Annotated in this window: 13 protein-coding genes; 5 read left to right on the plus strand and 8 right to left on the minus strand. The window is 67.1% G+C overall.

Annotated elements, in window-relative coordinates:
- Positions 1 to 308: 308 nt before the first annotated feature.
- Both DIE12_RS34065 and ceoR read right to left on the minus strand, forming a co-directional pair.
- Positions 309 to 605, minus strand: coding sequence for a DUF4148 domain-containing protein (locus DIE12_RS34065; RefSeq protein WP_044845765.1), 297 nt, complete (start codon positions 603 to 605; stop codon positions 309 to 311).
- Between the two features lie 418 nt (positions 606 to 1,023).
- Positions 1,024 to 2,028 (minus strand): putative multidrug efflux transcriptional regulator CeoR, encoded by a 1,005-nt coding sequence (ceoR, locus tag DIE12_RS34070; RefSeq protein ID WP_044845764.1) that lies wholly within the window; start codon positions 2,026 to 2,028, stop codon positions 1,024 to 1,026.
- Between the two features lie 173 nt (positions 2,029 to 2,201).
- Here ceoR and DIE12_RS34075 point away from each other — a divergent pair, with 173 nt between their 5' ends.
- The 4 genes from DIE12_RS34075 to opcM are packed head-to-tail and all read left to right on the plus strand — an operon-like array spanning position 2,202 to position 9,108.
- On the plus strand, positions 2,202 to 3,062 hold the full coding sequence (locus DIE12_RS34075) for an alpha/beta hydrolase (RefSeq protein ID WP_044845763.1): 861 nt from the start codon (positions 2,202 to 2,204) through the stop codon (positions 3,060 to 3,062).
- A 32-nt stretch (positions 3,063 to 3,094) separates the two neighbouring features.
- On the plus strand, positions 3,095 to 4,312 hold the full coding sequence (gene ceoA / locus DIE12_RS34080; RefSeq protein WP_044845762.1) for a multidrug efflux RND transporter periplasmic adaptor subunit CeoA: 1,218 nt from the start codon (positions 3,095 to 3,097) through the stop codon (positions 4,310 to 4,312).
- Between the two features lie 46 nt (positions 4,313 to 4,358).
- Positions 4,359 to 7,559: a multidrug efflux RND transporter permease subunit CeoB gene (gene ceoB / locus DIE12_RS34085; protein WP_124489336.1), complete on the plus strand. Its 3,201-nt coding sequence runs from the start codon at positions 4,359 to 4,361 to the stop codon at positions 7,557 to 7,559.
- A gap of 10 nt (positions 7,560 to 7,569) precedes the next feature.
- Positions 7,570 to 9,108 (plus strand): multidrug efflux transporter outer membrane subunit OpcM, encoded by a 1,539-nt coding sequence (opcM, locus tag DIE12_RS34090; protein WP_124489337.1) that lies wholly within the window; start codon positions 7,570 to 7,572, stop codon positions 9,106 to 9,108.
- 249 nt (positions 9,109 to 9,357) lie between these two features.
- Here the strand turns inward: opcM and DIE12_RS34095 are convergent, their stop codons facing one another.
- From DIE12_RS34095 to DIE12_RS34125, 6 genes are all read right to left on the minus strand, one after another.
- Positions 9,358 to 10,209 (minus strand): alpha/beta fold hydrolase, encoded by an 852-nt coding sequence (locus DIE12_RS34095; RefSeq protein WP_044845756.1) that lies wholly within the window; start codon positions 10,207 to 10,209, stop codon positions 9,358 to 9,360.
- Positions 10,206 to 10,502, minus strand: coding sequence for a hypothetical protein (locus tag DIE12_RS34100; protein ID WP_124489338.1), 297 nt, complete (start codon positions 10,500 to 10,502; stop codon positions 10,206 to 10,208). Before DIE12_RS34100 ends, DIE12_RS34095 begins: the two co-directional genes overlap by 4 nt.
- A 272-nt stretch (positions 10,503 to 10,774) precedes the next feature.
- Positions 10,775 to 11,110: a DUF3579 domain-containing protein gene (locus DIE12_RS34110; protein ID WP_124489339.1), complete on the minus strand. Its 336-nt coding sequence runs from the start codon at positions 11,108 to 11,110 to the stop codon at positions 10,775 to 10,777.
- A 25-nt stretch (positions 11,111 to 11,135) separates the two neighbouring features.
- A complete protein-coding gene (locus DIE12_RS34115; RefSeq protein WP_124489340.1) occupies positions 11,136 to 12,497 on the minus strand; it encodes a sigma-54 dependent transcriptional regulator in 1,362 nt (453 codons plus the stop codon).
- Positions 12,487 to 14,373, minus strand: coding sequence for an ATP-binding protein (locus DIE12_RS34120; RefSeq protein WP_124489341.1), 1,887 nt, complete (start codon positions 14,371 to 14,373; stop codon positions 12,487 to 12,489). The genes DIE12_RS34115 and DIE12_RS34120 overlap by 11 nt, the downstream gene beginning before the upstream one ends.
- A 146-nt stretch (positions 14,374 to 14,519) precedes the next feature.
- On the minus strand, positions 14,520 to 15,884 hold the full coding sequence (locus DIE12_RS34125) for a 2-hydroxycarboxylate transporter family protein (protein WP_124523783.1): 1,365 nt from the start codon (positions 15,882 to 15,884) through the stop codon (positions 14,520 to 14,522).
- A gap of 434 nt (positions 15,885 to 16,318) precedes the next feature.
- On the opposite strand from DIE12_RS34125, the gene DIE12_RS34130 reads away from it, so the two are divergent.
- Positions 16,319 to 17,149: a MetQ/NlpA family ABC transporter substrate-binding protein gene (locus DIE12_RS34130; protein WP_124489343.1), complete on the plus strand. Its 831-nt coding sequence runs from the start codon at positions 16,319 to 16,321 to the stop codon at positions 17,147 to 17,149.
- The last annotated feature ends 1 nt before the right edge of the window (position 17,150 follow it).

Raw genomic sequence — 17,150 nt, forward strand, 5'->3', positions numbered from 1 at the left:
CTGTACCGCGCGGGCAATCCGCTCGTTCAGGACATCGTCACGCACTGGGGCGAATGGCGCGACGGCGTGCCGCGCCGTTGACGGCCAGCGTCTTCAGCGAGAGATCGACGCGAAGTTCAATGCGCGTGCGGCGCGGAACGGAACGGCGTCCAGACGGGCGTCGTGTCGTCCCAATGATCGAGCGGCGAAGGAAGTTGATCGTTCATCACAGGCTCCTGCAACTAACTGACTAATCGGGTGTTCGATGGCGGTGTCTCGATGCCGCGCCGCGGATCATCCGCTGCGCGGCGTTGCGCGTTGACCGATGCTCAACGGCCTGCGCCGGCGAGCTGATTGCCTTCCGGTGTCGGGCGATACGGGCCTTGCGCGAGTTCGAGCCCTTGCGGATACGAATTCGCCTTGCGCAGCCAGGCCAGCGTGCCGTCGCGGCGGGCCTGCTCGACTTCCGCGCTGACTTCGGCGCGCGTGCGCGGGCCGTTGTTGTGCTGCGTGTACCACGACGTGTTCGCGTAGTCGCCTGCGTGCGGGGTGGTCGTATCGGCGAAGGCCGGTGCGGACACGGCGAGTGCGAGGGCGACGGCGGAGAGAAGATGGCGGCGGTTCATGACGTAACTCCTGTGTTGGTCGGAGTTGGCGCGTCGGCGCTTGCTCCGGTCCCGTCAAGCGGGATCTGTTCGATGCGCAACGAGGTGCGCGACAGGGTTTACTCTAGGGGGACGTTCCGGCGCGATAAATGCGGCTGACGCGAATTGAATTGTCGTGATGGTGGAACAATCGCGATCCGTACTGTCGGCAGGGTTACTCGAAAATCGCGCACAGCCGCCTGCAGCGGGGCTCCCGGCGATTTAGCGCGACGCGCGTCGTCACGCACGCGGCCGATTGCCGCGCACGGCGCAAAGGTGTGATGCGGATTCAGGAAAGGCGCTGTGCGGGGCGGGGAAGGCGGCACGAACGTGACGCCGTGGCGGCGCGAAGGCAGGACGGCGCGCGGGCCGCACAGCCCGCGCGCCGCGGTTCAGACGATTACGCGACCCACTCGTTGATGACCGGCGTGTCGAGCGCCGGTGCGCGCTCGGCTTCCTCGAACGTGCGCTTGCTGCACGTCGCGTCGAGGCTGCCCTTGCCGCTCAGCAGCGGGCAGCGGTCGAACACTTCGGCGATCCAGTCGACGAACACGCGTACCTTCGGCGACAGGTGCCGGCTGTGCGGATACACGACCGAGATCGGCATCGGCAGCGGCTTGAGGCCGGGCAGCACTTCCTTGAGCCGGCCGTCGCGCAGGTGCGGCAGCACCATGAACAGCGGCGGCTGGATCAGGCCGAAGCCTTCGAGCCCGCACGTCACGTACGCATCGGCATCGTTGACCGACACGATCGCGTTCATCTTGACCTCGACTTCCTTGCCGTCGGTCAGGAACGTCCAGTCGATCGTGCGGCCCGTGCGGCTCGAGAAGTAGTTGACGGCCTTGTGGTCGTTCAGATCCTCGATCGTCCGCGGCTCGCCGAACTTCTCGAGATACGCGGGCGCAGCGACCGACACGCACTCGAACAATCCGACCCGGCGCGCAACCAGCGACGAATCCTGCAGCGCACCGACGCGGATCACGCAGTCGACGCCTTCCTGCAGCAGGTCGACCGGCCGGTCGGACAGGCCGAGCTGCAGGTCGATGTCCGGATAGCGCGTGTGGAATTCGCACAGCGACGGAATCACCAGCAGCCGCCCGATCGAGCCCGGCATGTCGATACGCAACTTTCCGTGCGGCTTGCGGTTGTTGTTCTGGAAGCTTGCTTCGGTTTCCTCGACATCGGCGAGGATCCGCACGCAGCGTTCGTAGTACGCGGCCCCGTCCGGCGTGAGCGACAGCCGGCGCGTGGTCCGGTGCATCAGCCGCACGCCGAGGAAGGCTTCGAGATTCTGGATGATCGTCGTGACGGACGCCCGCGGCAGGCTGAGCGACTCTGCTGCCTTGGTGAAGCTGCTTGTATCGACGACGCGAGTAAACACCTGCATGGCCTGAAGCCGGTCCATCACAACCTCCGCAATCTAATTTGCCGCCCGAACGACAAGGCTGCGCTACCTCATGGGTAAGCGCAGCCTGGATTGTTCGGGGGCGTTGAATTGTGTTGCCGGATTATAGGCATTTATCCGGATGTCTGCCGGACCCAGAATTCGTTCCATCTCGAAATGGATGCTGCATCGTCATGGACGCTTCTGAATTCAGCAAATTCCTGAAAGCCGCGTTGCCCGCCGAAGCCAGAGCCGGCGCGGCACTGACGGTCGCGGAGGTGGAAATCCCCGGCTACGCGCAGGACATCGTGCTGCGCCTCTATCGGCGCGCGGACAAGACCGGATTGCCGGTAGTGCTTTACTTCCACGGCGGCGGTTTCGTGCGCGGCACGCTGGATGACGCCGATTTCGCCGCGCGCTTTTTAGCAGAACGCTTACCGGCTCTCGTAGTGTCGGTCGATTATTCGCTCGCGCCGGCCTTTCCTTTTCCGGCCGCGCCGGAGGATGCGTATCGCGCGGCCGTGTGGGCCGCGACGCGCGCCCGCGCGTTCGGCGGCAATCCGAAGAAGATCGGCGTCGCGGGGCACGATGCGGGCGGCCAGCTCGCGAACTGTCTCGCGTTCATCGCGCGCGATCGCGGCGAAGTGTCGATTGCCGCGCAGGCCCTGTTCGGGCCGATGCTCGACCCGAGCATGACGCGCATCGGCGACGCCGAACGCCTTGCGTCGGACATCACCGCGCGCGAATGCGCGGCCTGTTATCGCGCCTATTTGCCGCAGGCGGCGCAGCGCATGCACCCGTATGCGGCGCCGCTCGAATCGGTGCGCCTCGCGGGCCTGCCGCCGACGCTCGTCGTCACCGCGCAGAACGACGTGCTGCACGTCGAAGCGGAGAAATATGCGGGCTGCCTGATTTCATCGGGCGTGCTCACGCAGGTGATCCGCTACCCGGACGTCACGCACGCGGCGCTCGCGACGCACGAGGCCGCGCTCGAGGAGGCCGTGCGCTTCTTCCAGTGCCGCTTCCAGGCGCGCCAGCCGAACCGTTCCGAATAACCAGAACCAATCCACGCTTATTGGAGATCCACATGGCCATCCTACGCACCTCCCGCTCCCGAATCGCGACCGCGGCGATCGCGACGCTCGCCGTCGTCGGCCTCGGCACGTTCGGCGCGATGCGCGTGAACGCGAACGCGCCCGAAAAGGCGGCAGCGCCGCTGCCCGAAGTCGACGTCGCGACCGTCGTGCCGCAGACCGTCACCGACTGGCAAGGCTATTCGGGCCGCCTCGAGGCGGTCGAGAAAGTCGACGTGCGCCCGCAGGTGTCGGGCACGATCGTCGCGGTGAACTTCAAGGACGGCGCGCTCGTGAAGAAGGGCGACGTGCTGTTCGTGATCGATCCGCGCCCGTACCAGGCGGAAACCGACCGCGCGGCCGCGCAGCTCGCCGCCGCGCAGGCCCGCAACGGCTATGCGCAAAGCGACTGGCAGCGCGCGCAGCGCTTGATCGGCGACAACGCGATCGCGAAGCGCGACTACGACGAGAAGCAGAACGCGGCGCGCGAAGCGACGGCGAACCTGAAGGCCGCCGAAGCCGCGCTGGAAACGGCGCGCATCAACCTCGGCTATACGCGCATCACCGCACCCGTGTCGGGCCGAGTGTCGCGCGCGGAAATCACGCTCGGCAACGTCGTGTCGGCCGGCGCGTCCGCCGCGCCGCTGACGACGCTGGTGTCGGTGTCGCCGATCTACGCGTCGTTCGACGCGGACGAGCAGACCTACCTGCAATACATCAACGGCGCGCGCAACGGCCGCAAGGTGCCGGTCGAGCTCGGCCTCGCGAATGAAACCGGCTACTCGCGCAGCGGCGAGATCGACTCGGTCGACAACCGGCTCGACACGTCGTCCGGCACGATCCGCGTGCGCGCGCGCTTCGACAACGCGGACGGCACGCTCGTCCCCGGGCTCTACGCGCGCGTGAAGGTGGGCGGCAGCGCACCGCACGAGGCGCTGCTCGTCGACGATGCGGCGATCAACACCGACCAGGACAAGAAGTTCGTGTTCGTCGTCGACCAGCAGGGCCGCGTGTCGTATCGCGAAGTGCAGCAGGGCATGCAGCACGGCAACCGGCGCGTGATCGTGAGTGGCCTCGCCGCCGGCGATCGCGTGATCGTGAACGGCACGCAGCGCGTGCGGCCGGGCGAGCAGGTGAAGCCGCACATGGTCCCGATGACGGGCGGCGATGCGCCGTCCGCGCCGCTCGCGGACAACGCGAAGCCGGCCGCACCGGCGAAGGCGGAATCGTAAGCGGCCCGCCGCTTCGATTTCCGCGTTCAACCAGACAGAGCAACCCATGAACATTTCCAAATTCTTTATCGACCGGCCGATCTTTGCAGGAGTCCTATCGGTGATCGTCCTGCTCGGCGGGGTGATCGCGATGTTCCTGCTGCCGATTTCGGAGTATCCGGAAGTCGTGCCGCCGTCCGTGATCGTGAAGGCGCAGTATCCGGGCGCGAACCCGAAAGTGATCGCCGAGACGGTCGCGTCGCCGCTGGAAGAGCAGATCAACGGCGTCGAGGACATGCTCTACATGCAGTCGCAGGCGAACAGCGACGGCAACATGACGATCACCGTCACGTTCAAGCTCGGCACCGATCCGGACAAGGCCACGCAGCTCGTGCAGAACCGCGTGAACCAGGCGTTGCCGCGCCTGCCGGAAGACGTGCAGCGGCTCGGCATCACCACGGTGAAGAGCTCGCCGACGCTGACGATGGTGGTCCACCTGATCTCGCCGGACAACCGCTACGACATGACCTACCTGCGCAACTACGCGCTGATCAACGTGAAGGATCGCCTGTCGCGGATCCAGGGCGTCGGCCAGGTGCAGCTGTGGGGTTCGGGCGACTACGCGATGCGCGTGTGGCTCGATCCGCAGAAGGTCGCGCAGCGCGGACTGTCGGCCGAGGACGTCGTGCAGGCCATCCGCGAGCAGAACGTGCAGGTCGCGGCCGGCGTGATCGGCGCGTCGCCGTCGCTGCCCGGCACGCCGCTGCAACTGTCGGTGAACGCGCGTGGCCGTCTGCAGACGGAAGACGAGTTCGGCGACATCGTCGTGAAGACGACGCCGGACGGCGGCGTCACGCATCTGCGCGACATCGCGCGCATCGAGCTGGACGCGTCCGAGTACGGGCTGCGCTCGCTGCTCGACAACAAGCCGGCCGTCGCGATGGCGATCAACCAGTCGCCGGGCGCGAACTCGCTGCAGATCTCCGACGAAGTGCGCAAGACGATGGCCGAGCTGAAGCAGGACATGCCGGCCGGCGTCGACTACAAGATCGTCTATGACCCGACGCAGTTCGTGCGCTCGTCGATCAAGGCCGTGGTGCACACGCTGCTCGAAGCGATCGCGCTGGTCGTGATCGTCGTGATCGTGTTCCTGCAGACCTGGCGCGCGTCGCTGATTCCGCTGATCGCGGTGCCGGTGTCGATCATCGGCACGTTCTCGCTGCTGCTGGCGTTCGGGTATTCGATCAACGCGCTGTCGCTGTTCGGGATGGTGCTCGCGATCGGGATCGTGGTCGACGATGCGATCGTGGTAGTCGAGAACGTCGAGCGCAACATCGAGAGCGGGATGAACGCGCGGGCGGCGACCTACAAGGCGATGCAGGAAGTGAGCGGGCCGATCATCGCGATCGCGCTGACGCTCGTCGCCGTGTTCGTGCCGCTCGCGTTCATGTCGGGCCTGACCGGCCAGTTCTACAAGCAGTTCGCGATGACGATCGCGATCTCGACGGTGATCTCGGCGTTCAACTCGCTGACGCTGTCGCCGGCGCTGTCCGCGATCCTGCTGAAGGGCCACGGCGACAAGGAAGACTGGCTCACGCGCGTGATGAACCGCGTGCTCGGCGGCTTCTTCCGCGGCTTCAACAAGGTGTTCCATCGCGGCGCGGAGAACTACGGCCGCGGCGTGCGCGGCGTGCTGTCGCGCAAGACCCTGATGCTCGGCGTGTACCTCGTGCTGGTGGGTGCGACCGTGCTCGTGTCGAAGGTCGTGCCGGGCGGCTTCGTGCCCGCGCAGGACAAGGAATACCTGATCGCGTTCGCGCAGCTGCCGAACGGCGCGTCGCTCGACCGCACCGAGAAGGTGATCCGCGACATGGGTTCGATCGCGCTGAAGCAGCCGGGCGTCGAGAGCGCGGTCGCGTTCCCGGGGCTGTCGGTGAACGGCTTCACCAACAGCTCGAGCGCGGGCATCGTGTTCGTCACGCTCAAGCCGTTCTCGGAGCGGCACGGCAAGGCGCTGTCGGCCGGTGCGATCGCCGGTGCGCTGAACCAGCAGTACGGTGCGATCAAGGATTCGTTCGTCGCGGTGTTCCCGCCGCCGCCGGTGCTCGGCCTCGGCACGCTCGGCGGGTTCAAGATGCAGATCGAGGATCGCGGCGCGGTCGGCTACGCGAAGCTGTCGGATGCGACCAACGACTTCATCAAGCGCGCGCAGCAGGCGCCTGAGCTGGGCCCGTTGTTTACGAGCTACCAGATCAACGTGCCGCAGCTGAATGTCGATCTCGACCGCGTGAAGGCGAAGCAGCTCGGCGTGCCGGTCACCGACGTGTTCAACACGATGCAGGTGTATCTCGGCTCGCTGTACGTGAACGACTTCAACCGCTTCGGACGCGTGTACCAGGTGCGCGTGCAGGCCGATGCACCGTTCCGTCAGCGCGCGGACGACATCCTGCAGCTGAAGACGCGCAACGACCGTGGCGAAATGGTGCCGCTGTCGTCGCTCGTCACGGTGACGCCGACGTTCGGCCCGGAAATGGTCGTGCGCTACAACGGCTACACCGCAGCCGACATCAACGGCGGCCCGGCGCCGGGCTTCTCGTCGGGTCAGGCACAGGCGGCGATCGAGCGTATCGCGCATGAAACGCTGCCGCGCGGCGTGCGGTTCGAATGGACCGACCTCACGTACCAGCAGATCCTGGCAGGCGATTCGGCGATGTACGTGTTCCCGATCAGCGTGCTGCTCGTGTTCCTCGTGCTCGCCGCGCTGTATGAAAGCCTGACGCTGCCGCTCGCGGTGATCCTGATCGTGCCGATGAGCATTCTGTCGGCGCTGACGGGTGTGTGGCTCACGCAGGGCGACAACAACATCTTCACGCAGATCGGCTTGATGGTGCTGGTGGGGCTGTCCGCGAAGAACGCGATCCTGATCGTCGAATTCGCACGCGAACTGGAGCATGACGGCAGGACGCCGTTCGAGGCCGCGATCGAGGCGAGCCGGCTGCGGCTGCGCCCGATATTGATGACATCGATCGCCTTCATCATGGGTGTCGTGCCGCTCGTCACGTCGACGGGGGCGGGTTCGGAAATGCGCCATGCGATGGGTGTCGCGGTGTTCTTCGGGATGCTCGGCGTGACGCTGTTCGGGCTGATGCTGACGCCGGTGTTCTACGTCGTGCTGCGCACGCTGGCGGGCGGCAAGATCCACGTCGCGGGCAAGGACTCGGCCGGTTATGGCGTGTCGCCTTCCGGTGCGCCGGCTACGGATGCTTGAGGACAACAAGATGGACAACATGCACAACACGAATGGCCTGATGCGCTTCGCGAAGGTGGCGGCCGCGAGCACCCTGCTCGCGACGCTGCTCGCCGCGTGCGCGGTGGGGCCCGACTACAAGCGCCCGGACGTGTCGACGCCCGCGGCGTTCAAGGAAGCGCCGACGCTCGCGGCCGGCGAACAGGCCGGCACGTGGAAGACCGCCGAACCGGCGGACGGCGAGCATCGCGGCGAATGGTGGAAGGTGTTCGGCGATCCGGTGCTCGACTCGCTCGAGTCGCAGGCGCTCGCCGCGAACCAGAACCTGAAGGCCGCGGCGGCGCGCGTCGAGGAAGCGCGTGCGGCGACCCGCACCGCGCGCTCGCAGTGGTTTCCGCAGGTCGGCGCCGGGTTCGGGCCGACGCGCGAAGGGCTGTCGTCGGCGTCGCAGTTCCAGCCGCAGGGCACGGGCCCGACCACCGCGACGCTGTGGCGCGCGCAGGGCACGGTGTCGTACGAGGCCGACCTGTTCGGCCGCGTGAGCCGCAACGTCGAGGCGTCGCGTGCCGACCAGGCGCAGAGCGAGGCGCTGTTCCGCTCGGTGCAGCTCGCGCTGCAGGCGGACGTCGCGCAGAACTACTTCGAACTGCGCCAGCTCGACTCGGACCAGGACCTGTACCGCCGCACGGTCGAACTGCGTGATCAGGCGCTGAAGCTCGTACAGCGCCGCTTCAACGAAGGCGACATCAGCGAGCTCGACGTGTCGCGCGCGAAGAACGAGCTGGCAACCGCGCAGGCCGATGCGGTCGGCGTCGCGCGCCGGCGCGCGGCGTCCGAGCATGCGCTCGCGATCCTGCTCGGCAAGGCGCCCGCGGACTTCGCGTTCAAGGAAACGCCGATCGTGCCGGTCGCGGTGAAGGTCCCGCCGGGTCTGCCGTCGGCATTGCTCGAACGCCGCCCGGACGTGTCGGCGGCCGAGCGCGCGATGGCGGCCGCGAACGCGCGGATCGGTCTCGCGAAGTCGGCGTACTTCCCGAAGCTGGATATCACGGGTGCATTCGGCTATGAGGCGTCGACGCTCGGCAACCTGTTCATGTGGTCGAGCCGCACGTTCCTGCTCGGGCCGTTCGCCGGCACCGCGCTGACGCTGCCGCTGTTCGACGGCGGGCGGCGGGCGGCCGGCGTGCAGCAGGCGCGCGCGCAGTACGACGAGCAGGTCGCGAACTACCGGCAGCAGGTGCTCGTCGCGTTCCGCGAGGTCGAGGACAATCTCGCCGACCTGCGTCTGCTCGACGACCAGATTCGCGCGCAGGATGCGGCCGTCAATGCGTCGCGCCGTGCGGCGACGCTGTCGCGGACGCAGTATCAGGAAGGCGAAGTGGCCTATCTCGACGTGATCGACAGCGAACGGTCGGTGCTGCAGTCGCAATTGCAGGCGAACCAGCTGACCGGGGCGCAGGCCGTGTCGACCGTGAACCTGATCCGTGCGCTGGGCGGCGGATGGGGCGCGGCGCCGACGGCGGTCGGCGATGCGGCGTCGTCCGTCAAGGAGGCGGTGGCCGCGCGTTGAGCGTGCGCGACGACGGGCGATACGATGCACCGCCCGCCCGGTCGTCGACGAATCGAACCCCGGTACGTGGGCGCAAGCCTGCGTGACCGGGGTTTTTGCTTGGTGATTGTGGTGTGTGGGGGGCGAGTGTTGCAACTAACGGTCAAGTCGACCGGCGCCTGCCAACGAGAAGCGATGCAGCCCGGACCCGCACCGTCTTTGAACCGGTTGAAGCAGGAAAGTCGGGCGACACGAACGCCGCCCGTGAACTTATGCCGCGACGAACTCGTGCACGTAGCGGTTGAACACGGCGGGGCTCGCCGCGTTCATCCCGTGCGACGCACCGGCGACGGTCTGCCGTTGCGCATCGCCGATCCACTGCGAAAGCGTGTCGACGTTGTTGCGGAACATCTTCGGGCTGCGCTGGCCGTCGATCAGCAGCGTGCGGCACGCGATATCCGATGCCGTGTGCTGCGAATACGCGGGCAGCGGATCCTGCAGCTGCTTCGGCAGCGTGCTCGCGTTGTCGATCGCCATCGTGCGAAAGCGCGACGTGCTCTTCTTCCACGCGCCCGGCAGGCTCACCGAGTCGACGAACATCTCGAGGCCGGCTTCCACTTCGCCTTGCCCGATCAGATTCACGGCCTGCGTGCGCAGCGCGATCGCGGCGGCCGGCAGCGCGGCTTCGCGCACGCCCGGCTGTTGCAGCGGGCCGCCCGGATCGGCGAGCGTCAGCGTGTCGACGAGCTGCGGATGCTGGCGCGCGACGTTGAACGCGACGCTGCCGCCACGCGAGTGGCCGACGAGATGCACGGGGCCGAGATCGAGCGCGTCGATGAATTCGGCGAGCTCGTCGACGTGGTTCTGCCAGCTGAACTCGTCCTGGATGCCCGCCTCGACGGCCGGCCAGTAATGGCTCAGGCTCGGCGCGATGCAGCGGTAGTGGGCCGACAGCGACGCGAGTTGCGGATCCCAGTAACGGTAGTCGCACAACGATCCGTGCACGAACACCATCGGCGCGCCGCTGCCCCGCTCGACATACGGCAGGCTGATGCCTGACGAAAGCGTCGCAAATTGCAGGTCGGGGTTCGCGAGCACCGAAGGCTCGATTCGCATGTTCATGACTGAAAACTCAATGGGTGCGTCATCACGTCGCAACTATGCCTCACGGCAAGCTGCAAGGAAAACGCATAATTTTCATCGTGACGATCAATTTTATTGATGGCTCGGCTGAAAACCCTTGTCCGGCTGAGAGACAGCGAACGAGTCGAGTAACGGATCGGGTACGTTAATGTTCCGTCCCCGAATGTGCGAAGGTCTCGGCCGGTGCCATGAACAATGAGCCGGGCATCGACAATGACGAGTGAAAGCGGTGCCGAATCGAGCAACGCTTGCGGCGCGCCGGCGATGGTCATGACTTGGCCATGTTATTTAACATGGCCAAGTGATTTCACTTGGCCAAGCGAGTGCGATACGAAACCCCTGCCGAACCCGATGCTGGCGCGCGTGGCGCTTGATGCTTTCCGGGCGTTGTTCGAGAAAGCGAATGCGTGGCGCCTGATCCAGGAGACTGCGGCGCCCGATCGTAGCGGGGCCTCATTCTCGGCCATGAAAACGGCCAAACATATGTCGCGAGCCTCAAGACGTTCAATGAGGGGCGCGCCGATCGCGTGACCGCGCTTTTTGCTCAGGCGCTCCGCACCGCCAGCGCGGGTGCGGTCTGAAGCTCGACCGGAAGGTCGTTGTCGGCGGCGAACTGCATCGCGAAGTCGAACGCGTCGGCGCATACGTCGCGCAATTCGTCCGACACGAACAGGCATTTGACGTTGCCGTCGACGACCGGCATCGCGAGCCGCGACAGTGCGCACGGATAGCCGGGCCGCCGCTCGCCGACGAACAGCGTGATGACACCCGCGAGGCGCTCGGGCCAGTCGCTCGGTCGGAAGGTTTTCTGCGCGCGCGTGACGCCGCGGATCAGGTGGCCGTCGATGCGGCCGTGTTCGGTGACTTCGATGCGATCCATGCTGTTCTGCGTATCCTCGTTCGCGTCATTCGCCGCCGTCGGCCGCCGCGTCGCCGCGCGCGGGAATCCGCAGGTTGCGCAGCTTGTGATAAAGCGTCTTCTTCGGCATGCCGAGCGCGACGCTCGCGTCCGCCACGTTGCCGTTGTGACGCCGCAGCATGTCTTCGATCAGCATCCGCTCGAAATACGCCATCTGCTCGGCAAGCGTGCCGCCGGCCGCCGGCGCGCCGCCGGACGACAGCAGGCTGTCGCCGGTCAACCCGAGCACGAAGCGATCGGCCACGTTCTGCAATTCGCGCACGTTGCCGGGCCATGCATGCGTCATCAGTTCGGACACCTGCGCAGCCGTGACGACCGGCGCCGGCTGCCCGAAGCGCCGTGCGGCAGCGAGCACGAAATGCTCGAACAGCAGCGGCACGTCCTCGCGCCGCTCGCGCAGCGGCGGCAGCTCGATCTGCGCGACGTTGAGCCGATACAGCAAGTCCGCGCGGAAGCGCCCGTCGGCCGCGAGTTCGGCGAGATCGGCCTTCGATGCGGCCACCACGCGGCAGTCGACCGGAATCAGCTCGTTCGCGCCGAGCCGCTCGACCACGCGCTCCTGCAGCACGCGCAACATCTTGATCTGCAGCGGAATCGGCATCGTCTCGATCTCGTCGAGGAACAGCGTGCCGCCGTGCGCCCATTCGATCTTGCCGATGCGCTTCTTGATCGCGCCGGTGAATGCGCCGGCCTCATGGCCGAACAGCTCGCTCTCGAACACCTGCTCGGGCAGGCCGCCGCAATTCAGCGCGACGAAATGGGCATCGCGCCGGCCGCCGAAGTCGTGCAGGCTGCGTGCGATCAGTTCCTTGCCGGTGCCCGTCTCGCCGGTGATCAGCACCGACACCGACGTATCGGCGAGCCGCAGGATCTTCTTGCGCACGTCGGCCATCGCGGGCGACTTGCCGAGCACGAACGCCTCGATGCCCTGCCAGTTGTTCAGCGCCGCGCGCAGCCCCTGCACCTCGAGCGTCAGGCGGCGCTTCTCGACCGCGCGCGCGACGCGCCCCGCGATCACGTCCGACGAAAACGGCTTCTCGATGAAGTCGTATGCGCCGACCTGCATCGCGCCGACGGCCGTCGAAATGTCCGCGTGGCCGCTGATCAGCACGACCGGAATCTGCGCATCGAGAGCCATCACGCGGTCGAGCAGCTGCAGCCCATCGATGCCGGGCATCCGCACGTCCGACACGATCACGACGGGGGCGCCCGGCGCGACGTGCGCGAGCGCGTCGGCGGCCGAAGCGAATGCGTCGACCGGGAACCCGGCGAGCGCGACGGCCTGCTCGACGCCGATCCGGACGTTTTCATCGTCCTCGACGACCAGCACGCGAATCTCATCTTCCATGCTCTATCCTCTGTTGCGGCGTCGCCGCCGCGAATTCGATACTGAACTGCGCGCCGCCTTCGTCGCGGTTCGTCGCGGCGATCTTCGCGCCGAACGCCTCGACGATGCGCGACGTGATCGCGAGGCCGAGCCCGAGGCCCTGGCCGCGCGGCTTGGTCGTGACGAACGGCTCGAACAGGTGCGGCAGCACGTCGGGCGCGATGCCCGCGCCGCTGTCGGCCACCGAGAAGCGCACGCGGCCGGCGTCGTCCGGCCCGGCGGCTTCGATCACGATGCGCCGCACCGGCGCGTCGTGCACCGCGTCGAGCGCGTTGCCGAGCAGGTTCACGATCACCTGCTGCAACTGGCTCGATTCCGCGGACACCGTCGTGCCGGGCGCGATGTTCACGTCGAGCTGCACGCCTTCGTCGCGGATCCGCGCATCGTAGATGAGGCGCGCATGCGCGACGGCCTCGTTCAGCGACACCGCGACGCGCTCGACGTCGGGTTTGCGCGCGAAGGTCTTCAGCTCGCCGGTGAGCACGGCCATGCTGTCGACGAGCTTGCCGATCCGTTCGAGATTCGCATACGCCGGCGCCGGCTGGCCGCGCTCGAAGAACGTACGCGCGTTGTCGCACAGCGTGCGGATCGCGACGAGCGGCTGGTTCAGCTCGTGCGTGAGGCCCGCGGCCATCTGCCCGAGCACCGCGAGCTTGCCCGCGTGCACGACTTCCTGTTGTGAATCGCGCAGCCGCTGCTCGGTGCGCTCGCGCTCGACGATCTCGCGCTGCATCCGCTCGTTCGCCGCCGTCAGCGCGGCCGTGCGTTGCGCGACGGTCAGCTCGAGCCGGTCGTTCGCGCGGCGCAGCGCATCTTGCGCGTTCAGCCGCGCGACGATCGCCCGGCGCCGCTGGATCGCGTAGCCGGCCAGCAGCGCGGCGATCAGGAGCGCGCCGGTGACGAACGCGAACGCGGTCTGCTGCTGGCGCCGCGCGCCGGCGATGTCGAGCAGCACCATCAGCGAATCACCGGCCTGCGGCGCGGGCCGCGACATCACGAGATAGCGCGTGCTGCGGCCGGCGTGACGCGGATCGGGGAACGTGCCGAACCATGCGGCGGCGCTGCGGTCGCCGAGGTGGCGGTAGGGCAGCATGTCGACCGTGCGGCCCGCGTATTGCCGCGACGCCTGGATGTCGCGCTGCTGCTGCGCGGTGATCGGGCGCAGCGCGGTGAACTTCCACGCCGGCTCGGTCGAGATCACGATCACGCCGTTGCCGTCGACCACCATCGCGGCGACGCCCGGCGCGCGCCACGCGGATTCGAGCGGGTCGACGCTGATCTTCACGGCCGCCGCGCCGATCGGCACGCCACCGTCGCGCACCGCGCTCGCGAAGTAGACGCCCGGCACGCCGGTGTTGGTGCCGATCCCGAAGAAGCGGCCGCTGCCGTGCGCCAGGGCATCCTTGAAGTACGGCCGGTACGACACGTTGGTGCCGACGAAGCTGATCGTCTCGTTCCAGTTGCTGGCGGCGATCACTTCGCCCCGCAGGTCGATCACGTCGACGGCGCCGCTGCCCGCGTCGCGGTTCACGGCTTCGAGATACGTGTCCACCGTGTGCGCGAGCGCGGGCCGGTCTTGCGGCGCGGCCCGCAGCAGCGCGCGCACGCCGTCTTGCCGGGCGACCAGGCCGGGCAGGATCTCGAAGCGGCCGAGTTCGCTCTTGAGGCTCGACGCATACAGGTCGAGCCGGTGCGCGCCGGTTTCCTCGAGCGCGTCGATCGCGCGTTCCCACGCGAAATCGACCGCCGCGCCCGCCACGCCGACATACAGCACGGCGGCCGACGCCCAGCCCCACCACGGGATTCCCTTGAAGCTCTTCTGCACGTTCGCCCTCATCGATGCCCGCAACCGGCCGTCCGAGACCGGCCGTCCGCAACTCCGGCCGTCCCAAACGCCCCGCCACAACGACGCGCGCCGCGCGCCGGCAAAGCCGGCGGCGGCGCGTGCGAAGCAGCCTGCGCGACAGTGCGCGCAGCGGCGCGTCATCCGAAATGCGCGACCAGGATCAGCGTCACGGTGACGACGATCGCGCCGCCGATGCGCGTGGCGATCTGCGCGAACGGCATCAGCTGCATCCGGTTCGCGGCGGTCAGGATCGCGACGTCGCCGGTGCCGCCTTGCCCGCTGTGGCAGGCGTTCACGATTGCGGTGTCGATAGGGTACATCTTCAGCAGGCGGCCGACCACGAAACCGGTGCCCATCAGCGTCGCGACGGTCGACACGATCGTGACGACGTTGACGATCGTGAAGGCGGCGGTCAGCTTGTCCCACGGCGTCATCGCGACGCCGATCGCGAACAGCAGCGGGTACGTGACGGCGGTCGAGAAGAACTTGTAGACGACGAACGCGCCTTCCTGCAGCGGCGGCGACACCGCGCGCGCGAGCTTCACCAGCACCGCGAGGAACAGCATCGCGACCGGCGCGGGCAGGCCGAACAGCTTGTGCGCCATCAGGCCGACGAGGTACAGCGTGATCGCCGTGATGCCGGCGCCCGCGATGTGCGTGACGTCGACGTGGCCGCGGATCTCCTCGCTTTCCGGCGTCATGTCGCCGCTTTCGCCGACCTGCAGGCGACCGTTGCCGGTCAGGTGCGGCAGGCGCTTGCCGAGCATGTCGAGCGCGCCCGACAGGATGATCGCGGTCAGGCTGCCGAGCATCACCGGCGGCAGCACCATCGCGAACATCTCGCCCTGCGGCAGGTGCATCAGTTCCGAATAGCCGATCGACAGCGGAATCGCACCTTCGCCGACGCCGCCCGCCATGATCGGCACGACGATGTACAGCAGCGTGTGGCGCGCGCCGAGGCCGAGCGCGGTGCCGACCGCCGTGCCGACGATCGCGGCCGCGACCGAACCGGCGGCGAGCGGAATGAAGATCTTCACGAAGCCCTGGATCAGCACGCGCCGGTCCATGCTCAGGATGCTGCCGACGATGATCGACGCGATGAACAGGTACAGGAAGTTGGTCGACTTCGTGAACTCGACGGTGAGGTTCAGCACCGGCTTCGGCAGCACGTGGTAGTAGGTGAGCGCCGACGGCACGAAGGTCGCGAAGATCGCGGCCGCGCCGATGTTGCGCAAGAGCGGCAGGCGCTTGCCGAGTTCCGCGCAGGTGAAGCCGAAGAACGCGAGCACGGCGATCGCCATCGAGATCTCGCCGGGCACCTTGCCCGTCACCGCGAAGCCGACGATCAGCCCGAACAGGATCACGTAGACCGGCAGAGGGATGATGCCGATGCGGATTTCCATCAGCTTCCACCAGCCTTCCGGCCAGAAGCGTGTGCGCGTGGCGGGACCGGCTTCGGCAAGTGCCTCCGGACGGGATTGGGTGGGGATTGAGGTCTGCAAGACGTGTCTCCTGATGTTTGGAATGCCCGCATTGCTACGCGGCATCGTGTGGCGTCTCTTAATGCAACCCCCGTGCCAAGCATTCCGGCCTGCCGGAATATTTTTAGGGCATTGATTTATAAGGATTTTGTTTCGTCTGGGGAAAGGATGGCAACACCCGGCTGGCCGAGATTTCGGAATTCGCCCGGCGGGCAGGCCGAGATTTCGGCCCGATGGCCGGCGGGGCGGCCGCCCGCGCATCGGACGCGCGCCGTGGCGCCATATCGCCGCACGCGATTTTCTTCGCACAATCGCTTCGTAGACCGCCTTCCTGCCGCTCTCTATCATCGGCTGATCTTTTTCCGATGTGACGACGACTGTCCGGAGAACGCCCGCGCGTTCGCCGCGGCGCCGCTCATCCGTCGATACCGTCTTTGGACAGGAGAGTGGTTCCCATGCTGCATGCCGTTTTTTCCGCCCGCTTTTCCTCCGGCCGCGTGGCCCGCCTGCTGGCAGCCGCGCTGCTCGGCGTCCTGATGCTGAACGGCGCCCGTGCCGACACCGCGCCGCTGAAGGTCGGCATCTCGACGAGCCCGCAGATCGACGCGCTGAAGATTGCCGCGAAGGAGGCGAAGGAGCAGGGCCTCGACGTGAAGATCGTCGAGTTCACCGACTGGAACACGCCGAACGCGGCGCTCGCGAACAAGGACATCGACGTCAACTACTTCCAGCACATCCCGTTTCTCGAGAACGCGAAGAAGCAGGGCGGTTACAACTTCGTGTCGATCGCGCCGGGCACGATCATGAAGATCGGCCTCTACTCGAAGAAGGTGAAGCGCTTCGACGAGCTGAAGGACGGCGCGCGTGTCGCGATCGCGAACGACCCGGTGAACGGCGGGCGCGGGCTGCTGCTGCTGCAGCGCGCGGGCCTCATCACGCTGAAGCCGGGCGCCGACTACCGCGCGACGACGCACGACATCGTGTCCAACCCGAAACACCTGAAGATCATCCCGCTCGAAGCGTCGCAGCTCGCGCGCTCGCTCGATGACGTCGACCTCGCGCAGGGCTATCCGAGCTTCATCAAGCTCGCCGGCACGACCGACCCGAACAGCGCGCTGCTGTTCGACGGCACCGAGAACAAGAACTTCGCGATCCAGTGGGTCGTGCGGCCCGAGAGCGTGAACGACGCGCGCATCCGCAAGTTCATCGCGATCTACCAGCATTCGCCGGCGGTGCGCCGTGCGCTCGACAACGCGTTCGGCTCGCTGTACGCGATCGCGTGGTGAC

This window comes from Burkholderia sp. Bp9015 (assembly GCF_003853505.1).
Lineage (GTDB): Bacteria > Pseudomonadota > Gammaproteobacteria > Burkholderiales > Burkholderiaceae > Burkholderia.